General features: G+C 37.4%; 14 protein-coding genes. 10 read left to right on the top strand and 4 right to left on the bottom strand.

Annotation, left to right across the window (positions count from 1 at the left end; all coding sequences use genetic code 11):
* Positions 1-55: 55 nt before the first annotated feature.
* Positions 56-1,162 carry an SO_0444 family Cu/Zn efflux transporter gene (locus H4J76_RS06385; RefSeq protein WP_182230280.1) on the bottom strand — a complete coding sequence of 369 codons (1,107 nt, stop codon included), beginning with the start codon at positions 1,160-1,162 and terminating at the stop codon, positions 56-58.
* A gap of 257 nt (positions 1,163-1,419) precedes the next feature.
* On the opposite strand from H4J76_RS06385, the gene ffh reads away from it, so the two are divergent.
* The 8 genes from ffh to glpD all read left to right on the top strand — a co-directional run bounded on the left by ffh (position 1,420) and on the right by glpD (position 9,845).
* Complete coding sequence (gene ffh / locus H4J76_RS06380; RefSeq protein ID WP_070375879.1) at positions 1,420-2,811, top strand: signal recognition particle protein; 1,392 nt, start codon at positions 1,420-1,422, stop codon at positions 2,809-2,811.
* Between the two features lie 320 nt (positions 2,812-3,131).
* Complete coding sequence (gene rpsP / locus H4J76_RS06375) at positions 3,132-3,380, top strand: 30S ribosomal protein S16 (RefSeq protein ID WP_070375880.1); 249 nt, start codon at positions 3,132-3,134, stop codon at positions 3,378-3,380.
* 26 nt (positions 3,381-3,406) lie between these two features.
* Positions 3,407-3,937, top strand: a complete 531-nt coding sequence (gene rimM / locus H4J76_RS06370; RefSeq protein ID WP_070375881.1) for a ribosome maturation factor RimM — start codon at positions 3,407-3,409, stop codon at positions 3,935-3,937.
* A gap of 1 nt (position 3,938) precedes the next feature.
* Complete coding sequence (gene trmD / locus H4J76_RS06365; RefSeq protein ID WP_259366338.1) at positions 3,939-4,760, top strand: tRNA (guanosine(37)-N1)-methyltransferase TrmD; 822 nt, start codon at positions 3,939-3,941, stop codon at positions 4,758-4,760.
* A gap of 37 nt (positions 4,761-4,797) precedes the next feature.
* Positions 4,798-5,151: a 50S ribosomal protein L19 gene (rplS, locus tag H4J76_RS06360; protein WP_070375882.1), complete on the top strand. Its 354-nt coding sequence runs from the start codon at positions 4,798-4,800 to the stop codon at positions 5,149-5,151.
* Between the two features lie 578 nt (positions 5,152-5,729).
* Entirely contained in the window at positions 5,730-6,395 is a 666-nt protein-coding gene (locus H4J76_RS06355) for a PEP-CTERM sorting domain-containing protein (RefSeq protein ID WP_182230279.1), read from the top strand.
* 895 nt (positions 6,396-7,290) lie between these two features.
* Positions 7,291-8,049, top strand: coding sequence for a DeoR/GlpR family transcriptional regulator (locus H4J76_RS06350; protein ID WP_182216736.1), 759 nt, complete (start codon positions 7,291-7,293; stop codon positions 8,047-8,049).
* Positions 8,050-8,324: 275 nt separating this feature from the next.
* Complete coding sequence (glpD, locus tag H4J76_RS06345) at positions 8,325-9,845, top strand: glycerol-3-phosphate dehydrogenase (RefSeq protein ID WP_182216738.1); 1,521 nt, start codon at positions 8,325-8,327, stop codon at positions 9,843-9,845.
* A gap of 250 nt (positions 9,846-10,095) precedes the next feature.
* Here glpD and H4J76_RS06340 read toward each other — a convergent pair whose 3' ends face one another.
* The 3 genes from H4J76_RS06340 to H4J76_RS06330 form a co-directional block, all read right to left on the bottom strand.
* Positions 10,096-14,604 (bottom strand): DUF6701 domain-containing protein, encoded by a 4,509-nt coding sequence (locus H4J76_RS06340; protein ID WP_182230278.1) that lies wholly within the window; start codon positions 14,602-14,604, stop codon positions 10,096-10,098.
* A 477-nt stretch (positions 14,605-15,081) separates the two neighbouring features.
* A complete protein-coding gene (locus H4J76_RS06335) occupies positions 15,082-15,270 on the bottom strand; it encodes a hypothetical protein (protein WP_182218724.1) in 189 nt (62 codons plus the stop codon).
* 323 nt (positions 15,271-15,593) lie between these two features.
* Positions 15,594-18,578, bottom strand: coding sequence for a diguanylate cyclase domain-containing protein (locus H4J76_RS06330; protein ID WP_182230277.1), 2,985 nt, complete (start codon positions 18,576-18,578; stop codon positions 15,594-15,596).
* Positions 18,579-19,099: 521 nt separating this feature from the next.
* On the opposite strand from H4J76_RS06330, the gene H4J76_RS06325 reads away from it, so the two are divergent.
* Together H4J76_RS06325 and H4J76_RS06320 are read left to right on the top strand one after the other, a co-directional pair.
* On the top strand, positions 19,100-20,134 hold the full coding sequence (locus H4J76_RS06325) for a carbohydrate porin (protein ID WP_182230276.1): 1,035 nt from the start codon (positions 19,100-19,102) through the stop codon (positions 20,132-20,134).
* Positions 20,135-20,400: 266 nt separating this feature from the next.
* Positions 20,401-22,488 (top strand): EAL domain-containing protein, encoded by a 2,088-nt coding sequence (locus H4J76_RS06320; protein ID WP_182230275.1) that lies wholly within the window; start codon positions 20,401-20,403, stop codon positions 22,486-22,488.
* Positions 22,489-22,619 lie beyond the last annotated feature (131 nt).

Here is a 22,619-nt window from a genome sequence, read left to right as displayed (position 1 = left end):
ATTTATACCTGCAAACGATTCTATCAGAATGCGGGTAATACACCCTATATTAAAACTATAAAACTAATTTTCTTAAAGGCTTTATTGATAAAAAGGCAATTAACCCTGCGCAAGTTAACCCAAACCAAAAGGGTAGTAACTCATGGCTATGTTGCATTTGCTGCGTAATATTAATATCAAAAAACGCCAAGCCCCAATCAAGTAGTAAGCCAAAGCCAATTGCACACGACGAAATACCTAATAAATACCGGATTAAAACACTGCTGCCCATTTCATTTTTAATGACGCCCAATGTTGAAATATTGGTTGCAGGGCCAGCCATCATAAAGACCAACGCCGTGCCAGGAGATATACCGGCTAAAATAAAGCCAGCGGCGACAGGGGTCGATGCAGTGGCACAAATATACATAGGGATTGATATAACGATCATCACTAACATTGCGCCTAAACCACTACCGTAGCTAAGTAAAAAAGAGGCGGGTAAAAATGTTTTTATTAACGTGGCAAAAACCAAGCCGACTAATAACCAAATAATGATATCGTCTATCAATTGCGTTGCCGCGTAATGAATACCTGAGGTGGTTTTACTGATAAAGCTTGTAGATTTTGTTGGTGGTACAGTAATTTTTTCACTGGCACAACATGAAGACTTTACATTTTCTGTTGCAAGTACAGGTTCATTAACTACTTTTTTCTTACTTGGACAACAACTAGGTGCATCATCAGCTGCTGATTTTGGCAGAGTAATGTCTTCTTTTTTTATCGTTGAAACCAATAAGCCTGTAATAATAGCAGAAAATATCGCAGTTATTGGACGATAAATAGCAAACACTGGCCCTAATAAAGCATATGAAACAGAAACAGAGTCAACGCCTGTTTCTGGGGTCGCAACTAAGAAGGATGAGGTTGCAGAAGCGGAAGCGCCACTGCGACGTAATTCAGTCGCAACAGGGATAACACCACATGAGCATAAAGGTAAAGGTGCGCCAATGAGTGCGGCTTTAATAATAGCGAGTTTCCCTTCGCCTAAATGTTGACTTAAAATTTTAGTGGGTACCCAAGACTTCATTAAACCAGCGATGAGTAAACCTAATAATAACCAAGGACTTGCTTCAGCACTTAGGGCTAAAAAGTTTGTCAGTAATGCAGATAAATATTCCAAGACAGTCACTATATTAATTATATAAAAGTTAAACCAACCTACAGCTTACCATACTTATATTAAGGTGCATTAGTCGTTATCAAATAACGACGATTTATTTATCTGATCTGCTGTACTTTACTCTTGTAGTTAATTGATAAATCTAACGCTAATGAGTATGAAGAAACTGAGAGGATTTGCTATTAATCCTTTCGCTTATTTTATTGGCGGGTATAATATGCAATAATTTTTATATTCAGCACAATATAGAGTCATACATGTTTGAGAATCTTTCCGATCGTTTAACGAAAACGTTAAAAAATATCAGCGGCCGTGGCCGATTAACAGAAGACAACATTAAAGAAACATTACGTGAAGTGCGTATGGCACTTCTTGAAGCGGATGTTGCCTTACCGGTTATTCGTGATTTTATCGCTAAAGTAAAAGAGAGCGCGGTTGGTCAAGATGTCTCTAAAAGTCTTACTCCAGGACAAGTCTTCGTAAAAATTGTTCAAAAAGAACTTGAACACGCTATGGGTGAAGTCAACGAGACCCTTAATTTAAAAGCGGCTCCGCCAGCCATTGTATTAATGGCAGGTTTACAAGGGGCGGGTAAAACAACCTCTGTGGCAAAGTTATCAAAATACTTAACAGAGCGTGAAAAGAAAAAGGTATTAGTCGTCAGTGTCGATGTTTATCGTCCGGCTGCTATTAAACAGCTAGAAACATTAGCAAACGAAATTAATATTGAATTTTTCCCAAGTGATATTTCGCAAAAACCAATAGATATTGCTAATGCAGCTATTGAACATGCTAAAAAGTTTTTATTTGATGTATTAATTGTTGATACTGCGGGTCGTTTACATGTCGATAAAGACATGATGACTGAGATACAAGACCTACACGCGGCTATTAATCCAATAGAAACATTATTCACCGTTGATGCAATGACGGGACAAGATGCGGCAAACACAGCGAAAGCCTTTGGTGACGCTTTACCGTTAACCGGTATCATACTGACCAAAACTGACGGTGACGCTCGAGGCGGTGCTGCGCTTTCTATTCGCCATATTACCGGCAAGCCTATTAAATTTATGGGTGTTGGCGAAAAAATTGAAGCATTAGAACCTTTCCATCCTGACCGTATTGCCTCACGTATTCTTGGTATGGGCGATGTACTTTCTTTAATCGAAGAAGTTGAACAAAAGGTTGATAAGAAGAAAGCTGAGCAATTAGCCAAAAAATTTAAAAGTGGTAAAAGTTTTGATTTAGAAGATTTTCGTGAGCAACTTGTGCAAATGAAAAACATGGGTGGCATGACTAGCATGATGGACAAATTGCCAGGTATGGGCAATATGTCAGATAAAATTAAAGATCAAATGGATGATAAATTAACCTTACGAATGGAAGCTATTATTAGCTCTATGACTAAAGGTGAACGTGAGCGTCCTGATATTATTAAAGGTTCTAGAAAACGTAGAATTGCCGCAGGTTCAGGTACTCAAATTCAAGATGTGAATCGTTTATTAAAACAATTTATGCAAATGCAAAAAATGATGAAAAAAATGTCTGGTAAAGGTGGCATGCAGAAAATGATGCGCTCAATGAAGGGTATGATGCCTCCAGGCGGTGCAGGCGGTGGCCCAGGTGGCGGGATGTTCGGCCGTTAAAGATAACATCATTTATAAAAAATAATGATGCTGCAATATCCTGTGGAAAGGCATGATGCTTCTAAACTGCGGTGCAGGCGGTGGCCCAGGTGGCGGGATGTTCGGCCGTTAAGAAAAACAATATTTAATTTCAAAAGGTAGCGTTCGCTACCTTTTTTGCTTTTAGTCTTTAGTCATTTCAGGTTTATCATTAGCACTGGGCGATCTTTATACTTGCTATTTATCCTAGGAAGCGTAAAATACGCGAGCTTTTCTGTCACCTAGGGTGTCAGGAAATGTCTGGAAAATTCGTTTTAACACTTTAAATAATAGAGGGCGATATGGTAACCATTCGTTTAGCTCGTGGCGGCGCCAAAAAGCGTCCATTCTATCAGGTTGTTGTTGCAGATAGCCGTAACTCTCGCGATGGTCGTTTCATCGAGAAAGTTGGCTTTTTTAACCCAACAGCAGAAGGTCAAGCTGAGAAATTACGCTTAGACCTAGACCGTATCAACCATTGGGTTGGTCAGGGTGCTGGTTTATCTGATCGTGTGGCTAAGTTAGTTAAAGACGCTCAAGTAGCAGCTTAATTAATTTAGTAGGTTTAGGAGTTGTTGTGGAAGAAATAAATAAAGAAGTCATCTTAGGTAAAGTAGGCGCAGTTTACGGTATCAAAGGTTGGTTGAAAATTCATTCGTTCACTGATGAAACCGAAGCTATATTAGACTATTTTCCTTGGTCTCTAAAATTAGGGAATAAAATACAATCAGTCGATATATCTGATTGGCGCAAACATAATAACGGACTCGTTGTTCATGTTGCTGGTATTGATGATCGTGATATAGCCCAAAAGCTTGTCGGATCAGAAATATTTGTCAACGAAAGCGCACTAGCAGAATTGCCCGACGGGGAGTTTTACTGGCGCGATTTGATCGGCATGTCTGTTGTTACTGACAAAGGTTACGACCTTGGTCATGTTTCTGAAATTTTAGAAACTGGCGCTAACGATGTACTGGTTGTTAAAGCTAATCGTAATGACGGCTTTGGTCAAAAAGAGCGTTTAATTCCGTATCTTTTTGAACAAGTTGTAAAATCAATTAGTGCTGAAAATAAACAAATTTGTGTTGACTGGGACCCAGGTTTCTAACTTGAGTAATAGTGTTTTAACAAACAAACGATGGTATGGGGTGATAAGCCTTTTTCCTGAAATGTTTGACGCCATTACAGAGTATGGGGTGACAGGCCGAGCGATCCGTAACGGGTTAATTGAATTTCATAAGTGGAATCCAAGAGACTTTACGCACGATAAACATAGAACCGTTGATGACCGTCCTTATGGCGGTGGTCCGGGCATGTTAATGATGGTGCAACCGCTACGTGATGCTATTAAAGCTGCAAAAGCTGCTGCGAATTTCGCTGCAGATTCTGCGATAGGTGATAATAGTAGTTCTGATAAAGAACAAGTCAAGGTTATATATTTGTCGCCGCAGGGACGTAAACTCGACCAAGCTGGTGTACGCGAATTAGCACAACATAATAAGCTGCTATTTATAGCAGGGCGTTATGAAGGCATAGACGAACGATTAATTGAGTCGGAAATCGACGAAGAATGGTCTGTCGGTGATTATGTTTTGAGTGGTGGAGAACTCCCCGCAATGAACATGATCGATGCTATAGCACGTTTTGTGCCCGGTGTTTTAGGACATAATCAGTCAGCTGAGCAAGATTCTTTCTCAGAGGGTTTATTAGATTGTCCTCATTACACAAGGCCAGAAGTACTCGACACTTCAATAGAAGCTATGTCGGTACCTAAAGTGCTATTAAGTGGTAATCACGAACACATAAAGCAATGGCGTATGTTTAAGTCACTAGAAAGAACATGGACCAGAAGACCAGAACTATTAACTAACCTAGCTCTGACAGCAGAACAAAAGAAAATGTTAGCTTCTATTAAAGAAGATAATAAATGATTTTGTTGATGCCTGTGAACCCTAGGAAGAAGGTATTATGAGTAACATTATTGATATGCTCGAAAAAGAGCAGATGAAAACAGATTTACCAGCATTCGCACCAGGCGACACTGTTGTTGTACAAGTAAAAGTTACAGAAGGTGATAAATCACGTCTTCAAGCATTTGAAGGTGTAGTTATTGCAATAAAAAGCCGTGGCATCAATTCTGCATTCACTGTTCGTAAAATCTCGAACGGTGTTGGTGTAGAACGTGTATTCCAGACACATAGCCCTATTGTTGACTCTATTGAAGTCAAACGTCGCGGTGATGTACGTCAAGCTAAACTTTACTACTTGCGCGAGCTATCTGGCCGTAAAGCACGTATTAAAGAAAAATTGGCAAAAAGATAATCTCTTTTTAAGCCCGTTTTGCTTTAGCAATACGCATAAAAAAAGCCTGAATAATTCGTTATTCAGGCTTTTTTTGTTTTAGTCTATATTCTGATACAGTAATCTATCTTACTGATTCTACTGGTTGTATTCTTATCCATTCAAGATGACTGACAAGCTATTTACCCGTCGGTTTTAGTTCGACCCTCTCACCGTAGAAGAACGAGTTAAACCCTAGTTTAACGATCATATTACTTGACTGAAGATTTAAAGCTCACTGACTTTACTTACTATAGTAATTTATTAACTTAATTGGAAAGTACTAATAGCGAACATAAGTTTTGTCGCCCTTGGTCGGTTTACAATCTAGTTTAGCAGTCTGATGTCATAAAGGTTGGTTAGTCATTTCTCATAATAGTTTGCAATTTAATAATGTTATTATTTTATTTTACTCTATGTCGTTGAATTTAATTGTTATTTTTATTGGTGTGCTTTTTGCATTAATAAGTGAGTAGAGTGGTTTATTTGCATAATAAAAATTATGTTATTCATTCTGCGAATATTTATTCTACGATTATTTATTATAAGAGGTAAATCCAATGAAATTTAAACTTTTAAAGCAATTAATAATAATGTGCTCTATGGTTGCAGGTGTATATGCGAATGCAGGATTAATAAGTAAAGATTACTCAGCAGCAGCAGATGGATTACTGACTGTCGATACTGTTGGTCAAACTGAGTGGTTAGATGTATCAATTTTTTATGGTATGAACTTAGATGCTCTCCAAGGTTCTAATCAGTGGGCGGCTGATGGGTTTCATTTGGCTACAGACGTAGAATTAATCTCGCTATTTAAAAATGTTGGTATCACACTGGGAGTAGACGGAACCGGTTCTCTAGGATTCGGGCTAGGACTAGGACATTCAACGGCTAGCATAATAGCTATGCAAGATCTCCATGAAAAATTTGGCGGAGGTCCTGGCGGATTACCCTTAATACAGGGGATACTCGCTGATACGAACAACGATGGTTTAAGCAACTTAGGCGGTTTAAATGCAATATCAAGTATTGCAGCCGTTAATCTAGGTATAGATATTTGGGGAGGAGGTTTCCTAACCAATAACGTTGACGATACTGTAGGAGCATTTTTTGTACGTAGTGTTGACGTTCGTGAGCCATCTACGGTTCCTGAGCCATCGACATTTGCTATTTTTTTATTGGCAATGACAGGTTTTGCATCACGTAAATTTAAAAAACAGTCTTAAAATAGTTTATATCATAATTAATTATCGTCGATTTTAAAGCTGATAATCCTATATATATCATCAGCTTTTTTATTATCAATAAGCATTTATTCGTTTAATAAATGCTTTATTATAAACTATAAATTCAGACATTTTTTAGCCTAATCATTAATTAAAAATGATTACTTATTTGACTGATAGGTTTTGATCTAGATAATGCTTTTACTTACTTTGTATGGAGTGTACGGAAATTTTCAGTCGTCATATAAATTATCATAAGTTGTTTTATCTAATTTGAATCGAAATGCCTTTCTCTTTGCTACATATCTGCTAATCCCTCAAGAGAATTATATAACACAGCCCTAGGTCACGCGATAGAATCTATATCTGCTATGACTCTTTCGATACCTATAATGTTTTAATGGTAACGATAAAGATAGTAGAAGCCTCTCTATAACTGCTGGTATTAAAGCATGGGTAATTTTTAAAAGGGTAAGTGTTTTTTTATTCCGTTCGTGTACATGAATACCAATAACACATTATCTGATGTACTGGTTGCCGCAGTGTAATGTCTTTACCACAGGTTCATTTTGACAATATTCACTATTAACACTGTCAAAGCTAGCACACGATTTTACAGTGTTGTGAGCGCCATCAACGCTGTCTAAAACAACTTTTGTTATCTAAACAAAGGATAATAAATAATGTTATTTCTATTCAGATAGTGCTTCTAAATTGTCGTCAGTGCTGAAGAATTACAATGCGTTGTTAAATTTTCACTTAAGTTCACTTATGTTCATTTTGTGGTTTATACATAACAACTAAACGATTATATAAAATATTATTAGTTAATTTGTTTGCTTATGTCGATGCAGGTGGCAAAATAGCGACATCTAATTCATAAAGTATAAGTTTAATGACACAACAGCAACGACAAGCGTTAATTTTAGAGATGATTAAAAAAAGCGGTTTTGTCAGCATTGATGAACTTGTTGAACACTTTAAGGTGACACCACAAACGGTTCGCCGAGATCTTAATCAGTTAGCTAAAGTACAAAAAATTTCACGTCATCATGGTGGTGCCGGCATTGAATCAAGTACTGTCAATACTGATTATCAAACACGAAAAATTATGGATCTTCAGGCCAAGGAAAAAATTGCTGCTGAGTTAGTGCGCATGATACCCAATGGAGCATCTCTTTTTATCAATATCGGTACAACCACAGAAACCATTGCGCGTGCCTTATTGGATCATAAAAGCCTTCAAATTGTGACGAATAACTTAAATGTTGCTTCTATACTGGGTGCCAAGGAAGATTTCTCTGTTGTTATTGCTGGTGGCGAAGTTCGCCATAGAGATGGCGGCGTCATAGGTGAAACAACGGAAGACTTCATTAAAAATTTCCGTATGGACTTTGGTATTATTGGCATAAGTGGTATTGATATCGAAGGTTCACTTTTAGATTTTGATTACCGAGAAGTTAGAGTAGCTCAAGCTATTATTGCCAATTCACGGCAAGTGATTTTAGCGGCCGATCACTCAAAATTTGGTCGTAACGCTATGGTACGCTTAGGTAATATTAATCAAGCAGATCACTTTTTTACCGATGCTCCTCCTCCTGATGAAATACAGAAAATCCTTTCAGATCATAACGTCACTTTACATTTAGTTTAATTTATAATCATTATTTATTAGCACTAACTGTTAGCAATATATAGCTCCTTCTCCTAAGGTTTAGTTTAAAGCCTACTTGCTAAATAAATTTTTTATAATCAACAATTCTTTAATTATCAAAAAAGTATACAGATATGTTCGTTTATGTTCGTAATTTATTGCTTTGTTTTCACATTGGTTGTATTGTTCAGCAAATAATATCAACGTTAAGTAAAGGCAAGCGACAAAATAGTGAGGGCTAAAGTAATTTCCTCTGGTCGCAACTAAGGAACAATATGAAAGATCAAAGCGTTATTTATGATTTACTCGTTATTGGTGGGGGGATCAACGGTACAGGCATTGCTGCCGATGCAACAGGTAGAGGGTTAAATGTTTTACTTTGTGAAATGAATGATCTTGCCTCCTCAACATCATCAAATAGCAGTAAACTTATTCATGGCGGTTTACGTTATCTCGAGTACTATGAGTTTCGCTTAGTTCGAGAAGGGCTTGCTGAACGTGAGATCTTATTAAAAAATGCGCCCCATATCATATGGCCTTTACGCTTTCGTTTACCTCATCGTAGTCATCTACGCCCTTCTTGGATGATAAGAATTGGCTTGTTTATGTATGATAACTTAGCTAAACGAGCAACACTAAAGGGCTCAAAGGGAATTAAATTTGATAAAAATAGTCCCGTTGTAGATACAATCACTAAGGGATTTGAATACTCTGATGCATGGGTTGATGATGCTCGGATGGTGGTTCTCAATGCCATTGCCGCTAGAGATAAAGGCGCGAATATTATGACGCGTACTCGTTGCTCAGATGCAAAAAGAGTTGGTGATATTTGGGAAGTAACACTCAATGATAATATCACTGGGGAAAAACAGCTTGTTAAAACTAAAGCGTTAGTAAATGCTGCCGGTCCATGGGTAACAAGTATTTTCGATGAAGCATTAAAAAAGCCATCACCTAAAAAAATTCGTTTAATTAAAGGCAGCCACATTATAGTGCCGCGTATTCATAATGAGTCGCAGGCTTATATTTTACAGAATGAAGATAAACGTATTGTCTTTGTTATTCCTTATGAAGATGACTTTTCTTTGATTGGAACAACGGATATAGAGCATGTCGGCGATCCAGCGACAGCTTGTATTTCAAAAGAAGAAACTGATTATTTAATCTCGGTAGTTAATGACCATTTTAAACACCAAATATCAAACAAAGATATCATCGCGACTTATTCAGGCGTTAGGCCCTTACTCGATGACGAATCAGATTCGCCTGCAGCGGTAACCCGTGATTATACTTTCGAAGTAGATGCACCTAAGGGAAAAGCGCCTTTGTTATCAGTATTTGGTGGAAAAATTACCACTTACCGTAAATTATCTGAAGCTGCAGTTAATGGAATTATTGATCATTTTCCCGATGCGGGTGAATGTATAACAGCAGATACTGCTTTACCAGGGGGCGATTTTGACAATCAACACAATTTACAAACCAGCTTGCAACACCAATATAGCTGGTTACCCTGTCAAATAATTAAGCGTTATGTTCGCTCTTACGGTACGTTAAGTCATAAAATCTTGGCTGGAATTAACTCACTAGAAGGCATGGGTGAGTATTTTGGTGCCGGTCTTTACCAACGCGAGGTAGAGTACTTAATTCAACAAGAATGGGCTGTTGATCTTGAAGATATTATTTGGCGAAGAAGCAAACTTAGCCTACATTTAACCGCCAAAGAAAAATCTGGATTAGCACATTTTTTAGTGACATTTAATTCCAGTAAAAAAGTTACATCTACCAGTGAATAATAACAAATAAAAGCCGAGTGATATTCGCCTGTTCTTTGTAAATACAGTGCTCGCTTTGACGACTTTAGTTTGCTCTGTACTGTATTATCTTTGATAAAGGAATAATAACTTTAAATAATCGCAACTAATTCAATGGCGTTATCGGCTTTATTATTAGGTATATTCTGTCTGTTCAACTCAGTAAACGTAACACTTTAAAGTATTACGTTTATGTTGTTTTGCTTAATGATTTTAGAATATCCAATTTTCATTAATTAAACACTTCTTGCCAGGAGATAATCCGGTCGTTACCTCGAAATATACCAAAGGTAGCAACAGCGGTAGGGTTATTATTATAGAGGCCATCATTATTCCAATCGTATTCCAACCATTCATAAGCATCATATGAGACACCGATTTGTCCCTGATTATTAGCGCCCGGTGCGGCCAGTTCGATGTCTTGTGTTTTACCGGCAACGAAATCTCCTGTGCCGCCTTGGACATTAGTCAGTGCGGGATCTAAGCTAATATCGGTCAATGAAATATTATTATCATTATAACCTGCACAATTATTATTTAAGCTGGTAATAAAGGCGCTGCCATCAAAATGTTGCACTTTCATCGGTTGCTTAATATCGGAGGTTTCTGATCCAAAGCTATTTTCTAACACTAAGCGACCGTATCGAATTTCAACGCCGGTGGGTAATGCATCAACCGTTGTGGTTACGTTAATGGCGTCTGTATCTATAATAGACGCTGTAGCAATAACAATATCGGAGGTAAATGGCTGAACAAGTGCATTGGCAGAGCGGTTGTAGAAATAATGATCGTCATCTGACAATCGATAGTGCAATACACCTTTGGGTAATGCGACGACACTAGGTAATTGAGTTAAGTCAATTTGACTTAAAGTACCGGTATTTATATTGGCAGTTAACGATAGCCTGTTACCATTAATTCCTCTCGCTAATTGGTCTAATATTGGTGTGGTGATATTGATATTATCAGCAATGAGTTTCATATAATCATTATCGCTACCTTGACTATCCTGAAAATAATTATGGGTAATATTGTCTTGTTTATTATAAGCGGTAATTGCCAATACCGGATTGGTTAAATATGAAATTGCCCCAATACTATTGGTTGCTTCATCTTTTTGGCCGCTATAGGCAAAGGCTTTTCCGGTATTACAGGTCGCAATAAAATAACCATCATCCGCCACTGTTTGGCTAAAGTGATGTGGAATAAAGCGCCCAATGTTAATTGCTTCGCTAGGTATAATAACACCAGCGTTGCCATAGTTACTGTCTTGAACATCTAAATTAAGCAAACCTACCTCTGAATATTGAGCAGCACTATAAATTGAGCTCCCCAATAAAAAATTGTTCAGGGTGACATTTTGAAAGACTGCACTTGTCTTGGTGACTAAGTGACTTAATGCCTTGTAGTCTAGATTACCGTTGACACTGTCTGCTAAGGTTGGGCCGATGCGATTAAGCTTTAGTGCGATTTGTCCCGGCAAGTAATTAGGTGTAATAACAGCGGGAGAAGCAGCATTATAAGCAGTAACAGTCAGGGTGAAATTTTCCCCAGCGGGATAAGTTGTTGTTGCGGTTGCGCTAGCGCCATTTAAGTTAACGCTCCCAGACTTTGCACTAACCATAAGCTTTGCTGGACTCACCCAAAATGAATTACTGCTACCTGATAGGGTAATGCCGCCGATGTCATAATTGGCATGTAATCGAATTTTTCCTGCATCGTTATATATCGGTGTCGGTATTGTCGCGATACTGTTGGCACCAAAATTTAATAGCGTATCAGTAGCATTTGAGTGTTTGGCAATGTCTTTGTTATTGACACTAAAACTCAGACCACTGCTGCCACCGGGATCGACATTTTCCTGAGAGAGTCCAACCTTAATATCATTGTTAAATAAACCACTACAGACGCCATTAGTATTTTTCACCGCTTGAATCTTTAACGTTTCAGCAAATACCGAGCCTGCTGTTTGATTGGGTATTATGGCGTTATTAGCTGTACCTGAAAGAAACCTAAAACCGGCATCGGTAAATGCCATATCACAACTATTGCTACTGTTATCGTCACACACTACTGGGTTAGCTGCCTCAATAGTGGCATTAGCCAGCGAAAAAGTCAGCGTTTCAACTACCGTATGATCAACATTAACGATAGTACTGCCGCTAAAGGTTGGTGAACTAATGACTGTGCTGTTAGCAATAAAATCAAGGGTTACAGACTCGGTACTTAAAGTTGAACAGCTGTCATTGAGACAAGCTTTAATGGTCACAGATTCAGTATCACAGGTTAATCCTTGGCCATCATGTACAATTTCATAATGATGAATAACGGGACTACAAGCATGAGTTTCTCTATAAATGGTAGATATTTCGTTGGTAGTTAAAGCTTCTCGATAGACTTTTACTTCATCAATATCTCCGGTAAATCGATTTCTTGCTTCGCCTAAATCTGTTTCTCCACCAATAGTTGTTGGGCCTGTATCTTCTCCCCAAGTTCCGCTGTAGGTATTACTGGTGAGGCCTCCGGTAATTGTTTGCGCCTCGCCATTAATAAAAATCTGTCTGGTTTTGGTTAAACTATTATGCACCGCGGCAACAAATGTCCAGGTATTTACAGGAATAGATGTTGTTGTATCAACACTTACAGGATTTACACTTCGTGCATAAAATCTTAATTTACCATTGCCTGGATCGCCTAAACTAAAGCCAAAACCACGGGTGTTTTTTTCATCATCGATAAATATTCTTGAACCAGCATTAACATTACTTGGGTTGATCCAAGCCGTTACTGTGAAACTGTCTGTTAAGTTTTCAAAGCTATCGGGTAACACTACGTAATCATCTACGCCATCAAAACTGCCATAACGACAAGTGCCTGGATCACCGGTAATGGCGGCAGTAACTGACGCAGTTAATGCGCCATTAATTGCTTGTGCGCTAAAATTACCAATTTCATCAACAACTTCACCTGCATTCCCTGACCATATTTGCTCGTCAAAATGATATTCGGCCGCAGGTGTTATTGTCCTGCAAGGATGTCGTTCGGCCATAATAGTGGCTACTTGTTCTGTAGTTAATGCGCTTTGGTATACGCGCACCTCATCCATTAATCCATGAAAGTCATAACTTGCATTAATAGACCAACCACCGATGCGTAATTCACTATCGATAAAGGCTCGGTTATTATTGGGCGAGTTCCTTCGCTGTGTTAGCTCCTGTTCGACACCGTCAATATGTATGCGATTACTCGTTACACTGCCGTTAGTGAACTCGACAGCGATATGATGCCAACTTTTGGCTAATCCGGCACTAGCAACACCATATATATCATTATTGCCGGTATTAAATCCTATCGAACCATCGATTATCCAAATGTCGTGGATCCTCCAACCAATGGGCATGGTATTAGTTGTTCCATCCCAATTCATCCAAAAGGTAACGGTGGTTTTTACCCCGATGGTGCTGGTATCTAATGGCAACCCCGTTACCTGAATAGCACCATCATTTTGACTAGCATATCCGCAGGTACCAGGATCACCGGTTAAAGCAGGCGTAATGGTTTGCGGTATAGAATTATTATTAACCTGGGCATGATAACCATTGCCGGTATTGTCGAGTATCTCACTTGGACTCATATTCCAACTAGCTTCCTCAAATCGGTATTCTAGAAGCGGGGTGGGAGTTAACTTGCAATTAAGTGCGCCAATGATGTTGCTGGCGCCTAATGTAACTGCACCAGTGGTAGTAAATAAGCCACCACAAGCATCACCAATCCCCTCTAACATAGTGTTTTGTCCAGTCAAAATATAAGAACTCGCAAAAAAGGTACCAATGATACTCGCGTTTTCGCCAGTCGCAGTATAACTTGCTGCATTCCAAGTGATGGTGCTGTCAGCCGTTACATTAAGTAACACCATTGTTGTATTGGCAGCAAAATCAAAAAAAGAGTCACTATTGATAAGCCAATGTCCTTTCTGACCTTTGCCATCAAAAGTGATTGTTATACCCGCAGTGATTGAAAGTGCTGTTGCATGGTAAATACCGGCATCTAGTTTAGTATCTAGGGTCATTGCCGTAGGGAGTTCATTTGTTGAAGGTGCTTGTATGGCAGCTAAATTAGCTTTTATTTTTTCAAGTTGAATTCGTTGATCTTCGATAGGGGCATTGATAAGAAGTGTCGGGCTTCTCTGCGTAGTTGTGCCGCCGACCGTTGCTCCTGTTCCAAGTGTAATAGTGGTTCCTGCTGTTGCATCGCCTATCACTTTTGCGTTTATGCCTAAAGTTAAAGCGCCTATTCCTGCTTGAACATTACCACCGATTGTAGTGTTTTCACCGAGTGTTAAGGCAGTACCAGCCTGAGCATTACCACCAATGATTGCGTCTTCACCGATGTCCGTAGATCCTAAAGAACCAGAAGTAAGGTTGCCGATAATGACTGATTTCTTACCAACACTTATTGCGGCTCCTGCTGTAAGATCACCGTTAATTTTTGCAGATGCACTGAGCGTTACCGATGCTGCTGTGTGAAGGTTGCCACCAATGGTTGTATTCGCGCCAATATTTCCAGCGGCCATGGCCTGTACATTGCCATTAATTATTGAATTTATCCCCATGACTACTGCCGCACCAGAATAGACTGTTAAGCTATCTAAAGGGGGATCTAGTTTTGGCGGTAGATCTGCTTTTGCGTTAGAGCAAACAAAAAATATCAGGAATAAAAAGTATTGCGATGTATATTTCATAAAGTCCGTTTCTTATTATTTATTGTTATCTAAAGGGTATTGGCCAAAAAAAAGACCTTATACTGCCATTTATTGATAAATATTAGCCTCAGGTAGAATGTTGATCTAATAATTACAATTGTCTTAATGGGTAGATATTAATATTCGACGAACGGGTAGCAGATGTGGGAAACGTTAATTAAGAGGGCTAGATGTTGATAACCCGATAATAAGACCTATTAAGGTATTATGATTAACGCTGCCACTTCTTTTTACCCTGAGAAAAGTCAATACAGCCTTGTTAGTGCCAATGACTTTGCCCGATTTATGATAATTTATTCAATGGTTTGACGTGTAAATCTGAATAACTGATTTTAAGTTAACACATAAATACAATTTATAGCTTTAAATATTTAAAGTAATAACTCTAAAGTTTTTGTCACTTGGCTCCAACCAATACAAAAAGTAGACTTGGCGGCGCTTATTCAGCAAGTAACTTTATTGAATTGGTGCTGATACTGTTATTGGTAAAAAAGATTGTACCAATGGCGAGCTCAGAACTTCTGCTGATGGTCTTGCCGTCACTGAAGTTCCCGAGCTTGCAAGGCTGTGGTTATTCGCTCTTGCACTTTTCGGTTTAGCAATTAAAGCGCAAGGTAAAAAAGCATAAACAAGTATCTTAGTCATACATAACCACTCCTTTAGGAGTCGTTTTAATTTGTTAGCTGACATATTTGGGCATTATTGCGATATAGACTCACTGCAACGCAAGATGTCATTGTTCAACAATATTCACCTATAATAATCTCTTAAATATAGTGTATATCACCACTACGTTATAATAACGTCATCATCAAATTTAGCTAACAACGTGCTGCTATTTTTAAATGGCTTAACGATCGTTAAATAATCATTTATTCTAGAATACCGCTAAGAAGACCAGTCTAATAAGTATGAAAATAAAGATGCAAGACAATTAATTCACTACTATAGAAACAATAAGGTTCAAGTTACTCTGGTGTTGAGGCATTGCGAATTTCAAACTTTTCTAACATTTTTTCACTTAAAATCGGGCTGTAATAGTTAACGTTATTTCTACCTGAATTTTTAGCTGCATACATGGCAATATCGGCATTTTTAAGTAACGTTTTACTGTCATTTCCGTCATGAGGAAATTTGGCGACACCAATACTTGCTGAACTTTTAACCCGTTGATCATCAATATGATACAAAGCACTAATACTTTTGTGCATTCTTTCAACTATATGCGCAAGGCCATCATCATCAGGGGAGATAATAATGATAATGGCAAATTCGTCACCTCCTAAACGAGCTAAAAGGTCGTGAGCTCTTAAGCATGATTGCAATCGTTTACCTATTTGAATAATCAACTGATCACCTGCGTCGTGGCCCAAGGTATCGTTAACTTCTTTAAAATGGTCGATATCTACAAAGACAATGGCAAAATAACTGTCCTTTTTAGCAACTAATTCGTTTAATTTTTGGTTTAAATAATAGCGATTAGCCAATCCTGTTAAGGCGTCGTAGTTTGCTCGTTGATGCAGCTCTATCAACTTTTGTTTTTTAAACATGATATAACGAATTGAAACTGCAAGCGTAATAAGTGATAACACCATAAAGAGGTAGTACCAAATGGGCATGGCAACTTTGATCATCATTGTCGATTGATCTCGACTCCATACGCCATCACTGTTTGTTCCTTGGACAACAAACTGATAACTGCCCGGATCTAAATTAGTGTATTGAACAAAATTAGTATTCTCACTGTAAACCCAATCACTATCAAAACCTTTAAGCTGATATCGGTAATGGTTGTTTTTAGGTGCTGTATAATCAAGCGAAGCAAAATAAATTTGAATATTGGGGTTTTCACCATCGAGAACCAAGCTTTCAGAAAATGTTTTATCACTGACTATTACCGTGCTCTTATTGGCAACTAGGATCTCAGTTATTTGGATCGGGGGGTTAAAGTTATTTTGCGATAACTTATCTGTTTCAACACGAATTAAGCCTTTGTTGGTCCCTAATAGTAAGGTGTTATCAACGATGGCAATAGCCGCTTCAATGAAGTTAAAATTTTTGTCCAAGAGTAAAGACTTATACTGAGTTACTTGCTGAGTATAAATGTTATACATGTAGAGTTCATTGCTGGTAGTAAACCAAAGTCGACTCTCTCCTTGAGCGATAACTGATTTTAATTGACCGTTGAACAGGTCATTTTTTTTGGTCATTGTTTTAATATTAACAGTGCGTTTATCAGGCCCCGAAAAAGATAAACGAACCAGCCCACCGCCTTGTGTGCTTGCCCAAATATCTCCAGATGCTAGACGAATTATGCCACTGACCCTGACATTTGCGCCGTTAATACCAAGATTGTATTGGGTTGATGCGCCAGTGTTAAGGTCGACTTTAAATATACCGTCAGTGGTTCCCATCCACATAGCGCCATTATCGTCGATAAGCGTTTGATAGGTAAAATTCCCTTCATCGTAATATTTATTATTTTCGGTATTGAGAAATTGTTTATTGATGCCCTTTTCTTGATCAAACAATAGTAATCCAACGTTTATATAGCCTGTTATCCATATAGCCATCTCATTGTTTTTATCTTGGGTGAGTGTATAAAATTCGTTACTTGGAAAGCCTTGTGAATTGCCATTAGCATTATCAAAGTGATTTAATGTATTGGCTTGATGATTGAATAAGCTAATACCTTGATCAGATGATAACCACATGAGTTCATTATTTATGAGAGAAATATTCCAAATGCTATCATGAGAAAATTGATATTGAGTCAGGCCATCTAAATTTATATGGCTAATTTCACTGGTCTCTAAGTCGAGGGTATTAAGCCCTTGTCCGGTGGCTAACCATGCTATATTTTTATCGATGACTATGTGGTTAATTAAATTACTTGAAAGACCTTTGTTGTCAGCTTTTCTAGGGTATATATAGCTTGCGCTCGTATATGGACTATAGGTGGCTATACCATTGTCGGTTGAGATCCATGCCATGCCTGAACGATCAAAAAATATGTGGGTGATCATATTAGAAGGAAGGCTTGAAAGAGAAAAGGGTTGATTTTTAATATGTTGATAAGTATTCGTTTGTGGTGTAAATATTGTTATTCCTTTATAGGCATGGCCAATCCACAAATCACCTTGCTCGCTCAAAGACAAAGCATAAATGCTGTTATCGGCAAGGCTATTAATATTATTTGGCGTATGCTTAAAGTTTTTAACCGCTTTCGTCTTAGGGTTGTATGAAATAAGACCGTCTGCTTCACTACCCATCCAAAGTATGCCTTGGTTATCAGTAACGGCAGTCATCGTTACTTTACCAAGAAGTGTTGTGTGCTCGGCATTATCGGTCACTACTGCTTGTAAAATCATTTGCTCTCTATTTAATAAAGCGAGACCGTTAGATGTTATCGTATATATCTGTCCCAGTTTATCTTCTACCATAGCGTAAATAGTAACAAGGTACTTATTACCATTTGAAAAGTAAGGTATAAATTGAAAGTTATCCTTTATTTTATTGTATAGGTTTAGTCCGCTACCTGTGCCAATCCATAACTCGTTTTGATGATTAACATGCAGAGATACAGTCCAGTTTGAATATAAACTATTAGGATTTTTAGCATCTTGTAAGTAAATGACAACACTACCATCAGGACGAATTTTATTTAGCCCATGTTCGCTTGTTAACCAAATATTACCGTCATTGTCTTCTACTATGTTAGTAATAAAATTGTGGCTTATGTGCCGTGGGCTACCTGGAGAGAACTTGTAATGCTCAAATGCTTTACCATCAAAGCGACTAACTCCAGCATCTGTTGCCAGCCAAATAAAGCCATTGCTTTGCTGGAATGTTTGATTGATATTAAGTGAAGGAAGGCCATCTTGAACATTGAGTAACGTAAAACGATATTGTTGAGCGAGAGCAGGCAGTGAAACAAAAAAAATATTAGCCAATAAAATCAATAGAATGATTTTATTAATTAATTGTCCTAAAAATAACTTATAAATAGCAATAATACGTCTCGTTATCTATCATCAGAAATACTGGGTTATATTTACTTAATTACTACAGTAAAAGTGGCTAAGTACGAAATTACGTTGTCCCTGATAATAACAGGATTTTTCGGTCAAGCTTGTTACTATAGTTTTTAATCTGATGACTTATTTGTAGTAATAGGGTTAACAGCTTTTTTAACAAACAATGAGTTGCAGCGCACCTTAAGTTAATTCAATGGCACTACGAATAAACACCAAGAAAACCTTAGCAAATTTTCTATATATTGCAACTATGTACTATAACTTGCTTGATCTAAACAGTAATTTTACCTTTTTAACTGCCATATAGCGTTAGATCGTTATTTAGATAAAGGTATAGTTTCGCTAGTCGTTTCATTAATTGCACGTTACCCATTAGTTAATTTGTGTATAATTTAAAAAATTAATGTAAGTCTGTTTAAAATACGAGTATCAGAACTGTGCTAAAAAAAACGTTAAATAAAATTTCTTCAATAACACTCTTTTTTATTACAATTGCTACAACCGAGGTTGAAGCGTTAGAAACTATATTTAATGCAGATATTACTGTCGACAGTTCTTTTATTGATAATAATACTTTTTCTAAAAATGTAATACGCGGTCTGCTCAATGTTGGCTTTGAAACAAACCTAACTAACCTTATTGGCAAGCAAAGTTATATTTCAGTAGGGTATGCTGTACAACGTGGTGAACAAGGTTCTGATATTGCTATTGATATTCAAGGGTTTAGTAATATTGATGAACAAGACTTTAACCATGCATATGAAGTTATTTTTGCGGTAAAACTCAACAAAAAATTATTTATTAAGCTAGGACAGATGGACGCCAATAGTGATTTTGCCTTCACAGAATATGGTCTGGAATTTATTAACTCTTCTATGGGGGTGAGTCCAACAATTCAAGGTCTTCCCACCTATCCTCAGCCAAGTATAGGTATTTATAGCCAATATAAATTAAATTCAGCGATAACAACTCGACTTGGTTTTTACGAAAGTAGTGCTAAGTATAATCACTTTGATGATTTTTTCTCTATTGCCGAAGTGCAGTGGCACTATCAAGGTCATAGTTCGGTGAAATTGGGTGCTTGGAATCATTCATATCTTGAAAATGGCGATCGAATATCAGCAAGCTCAACAGATATCTATATCGTTGCTGATCATTATTTTAATGAAAAAGTTAGTGCTTTTATGCAATGGGGACAAGCAAAGAAAAAAGTCGTTGCTGTAGATCAGCATTTTAGTCTTGGTGTTAAATACCGAGGACTTTTCAGTGAAGAAGATACCTTGGGCCTAGGGTTCACCCAAGCGGATGTTGTTGGAGCGGATAGTGAGCAAGTTACTGAGTTATTTTATCTATTTCCAATAAATGACAAAATAAATATCAAACCTGATCTTCAATTTATTTCATCACCTTCTGGAGACAAATCAGTAAGTGATTTACTCATCTTTACTTTACGCTTAACCGCCCAATTTTAGGGGAGATAAATAACCACAAGAAATCGTTTATTTATCGACATGCTTTTTCTCTTACCAGTTAAACATCTTCTTAATATTTCAGACTTACCCTAAGGTTACTTTTGAATAATTTTAATCCTAGCGGACTTTGCTATAAATAAACTGTTGTTCTAATATTATATAGCTATTAATACCTTGATAGCGCTCAAATTTAATTATGTTTTAGCTGTCAAATCGACAGTTGACGTCTATTATAAAATAGAAGGAACTTTTGGATTTAGCTAAATATGATATCAAAAAATGTTAACACAATAGCGCCCCAACAATACGTGACTAATGATTCACTGCACCAATTATTTGATGCAGTGAATGTTGTTTCTGTGCAAGGATATGATGAAAATCGGCGGGTCATTTATTGGAATATAGGTAGTGAATTACTTTACGGTTTTACCCAGCAAGAAGCTCGCGGACAAAAATTAGAAGACTTAATTATCCCCGCCGCTATGCGTGATTCAGTTGTTGCGGCACACAATGATTGGATAAACAAAGATATAAAAATTCCTACTGCAGAGATCATCTTGTCTCATAAAAATGGCAATGATATTAATGTCCTTTCAAGTCATGTCATGTTTACTAATCAATATAATAAAAAACAAATGTACTGTATTGATGTCAATTTAGCTGATGTTAAGTATGCACAGTCGCAAGCGCTATTCAAAGACCATATGCTTAAAACCATTATTGATGCTATCCCTGATTTATTCTTCTTAATGGAAGTCGATGGGACCATTATCGATTATCGTGCAAGCGAACAAAAAAAACTTTACGTTTCACCCGCGCACTTTATTGGCCAACGTATGACTGATGTCTTACCTAGTGAGGTCGTTAAAAAATTTGAAACTCATTTGGCTAAAATACAACAGCAAGAAGAGATGATAACTTTCGAATATGAGCTAAATATGCCTTATGGATTAGCATATTTTGAAGCTAGAATGAGCTATTTGGCAAAATATAACCAAATAGTAACTATTATTCGGGATATTAGCGAACAGTACAAGTCTGCTGAAATAATTCGCAACCAAGCTTATTTTGATACCTTAACTTTATTACCTAACCGGTTTTTATCACTCGACCGTTTATCACAAATGCTGATTGAAGCCGAAAGAAATAATGAGCAAATAGCCGTCCTTTTTCTTGATTTAGACGATTTCAAGAAAGTTAATGACTCATTGGGTCATGAGATGGGGGATAAAATACTGATCAAATCGGCAAAGCGCTTAAATAACGTTGTTCGAAAAGAAGATACGGTTGGCCGCTTAGGAGGGGATGAATTTATTGTACTGTTACGCGGAATTACCTGCCATCATGATGCAACAATTATTGCTGAAAATTTACTCCAAGCCTTTAGAGAACCTTTTAATATTGATAGCAGAGAATTAATACTTACCTTAAGTATTGGTGTTGTTGTATACCCTGAAAATGGCTGTTCTAGCTCTGATCTACTGCGTAATGCTGACACGGCAATGTATGAAGCAAAATCTTTAGGTCGCAATACGTATTCATTTTTTACTAAAGAAATGAATATTGTGATGTTGCGCCGTTTTGAAATTGAAGAACAAATGCATGGCGCACTAGAACGTAATGAATTTGAGCTATATTATCAGCCTCAATTAGATGTCAAAAGTGGCCATGTTATTGGTGTTGAAGCACTGTTGCGATGGCATAATTCTGTTTTAGGTAATATCGCGCCAGTTGAATTTATTCCTATTGCCGAACACACCGGTCTTATTGTGCCGATTGGGCGGTTTGTTATTAAACAAGCATTAAGCTTTTTAAATGTATGGCAAAAACAAGATCATAAAACATACACTATGGCTGTGAATATATCGCCTCGGCAATTTAGAGATGTTGAGTTACTCACTTTGATTAAAAACTGTCTTGATGAGGAAGTGATTAATGCGAGCAGTTTGGAAATTGAAATTACTGAAGGGGTGTTAATGAGTGGTCAATCTTATATTCATGACGCCTTGATTGAAGTTGAAAGACTGGGTATAAAACTATCAATGGACGATTTCGGTACTGGGTATTCATCATTAAGTTATTTAAGAGAATATGCCTTTGATGTGCTCAAAATAGATAGAAGCTTTATTCAAGGGATCACAATAAATAAGGCTGATTGTCAGTTAGTTAAAACTATTATTGTTATGGCACATAGCTTAGGTATGACTGTTGTTGCCGAAGGCGTTGAAACTCAGTCACAGCTTGCTTTACTAGCAGAGTTAAATTGTGATTTAGTGCAAGGATATTATTTTAGCCGACCAAAACCAGCCGAGCAATTACTTGATTTTTCAGCTCACTTCAAACCCAAAGCGTAACATGATTGCTAACGTTTACAACTCTGTTATTAGCAGAGTGAACACCACCGTAACAGGCATTCTTTTGTGGGGCTATTTAGCAATACCGTTAACCAGTATCAATTAAGCACTTTAATTTTACGCTACTAATC

Origin of the sequence: Colwellia sp. BRX9-1, assembly GCF_014077195.1 — a bacterium.
In the GTDB taxonomy this organism is placed as follows: Bacteria; Pseudomonadota; Gammaproteobacteria; order Enterobacterales; family Alteromonadaceae; genus Colwellia_A.
Note: the sequence above shows the minus strand (reverse complement) of the source record. Positions and strands in the feature narration are given on the sequence as shown.

What these genes read in the sequence shown, in the direction of transcription:
- ffh (WP_070375879.1), top strand. Translation starts at nt 1,420, where the DNA reads ATGTTTGAGAATCTTTCCGATCGTTTAACGAAAACGTTAAAAAATATC.
- rplS (WP_070375882.1), top strand. Translation starts at nt 4,798, where the DNA reads ATGAGTAACATTATTGATATGCTCGAAAAAGAGCAGATGAAAACAGAT.
- H4J76_RS06355 (WP_182230279.1), top strand. Translation starts at nt 5,730, where the DNA reads ATGAAATTTAAACTTTTAAAGCAATTAATAATAATGTGCTCTATGGTT.
- H4J76_RS06350 (WP_182216736.1), top strand. Translation starts at nt 7,291, where the DNA reads ATGACACAACAGCAACGACAAGCGTTAATTTTAGAGATGATTAAAAAA.
- H4J76_RS06340 (WP_182230278.1), bottom strand. Translation starts at nt 14,604, where the DNA reads ATGAAATATACATCGCAATACTTTTTATTCCTGATATTTTTTGTTTGC.
- glpD (WP_182216738.1), top strand. Translation starts at nt 8,325, where the DNA reads ATGAAAGATCAAAGCGTTATTTATGATTTACTCGTTATTGGTGGGGGG.
- H4J76_RS06335 (WP_182218724.1), bottom strand. Translation starts at nt 15,270, where the DNA reads ATGACTAAGATACTTGTTTATGCTTTTTTACCTTGCGCTTTAATTGCT.
- rpsP (WP_070375880.1), top strand. Translation starts at nt 3,132, where the DNA reads ATGGTAACCATTCGTTTAGCTCGTGGCGGCGCCAAAAAGCGTCCATTC.
- H4J76_RS06320 (WP_182230275.1), top strand. Translation starts at nt 20,401, where the DNA reads ATGATATCAAAAAATGTTAACACAATAGCGCCCCAACAATACGTGACT.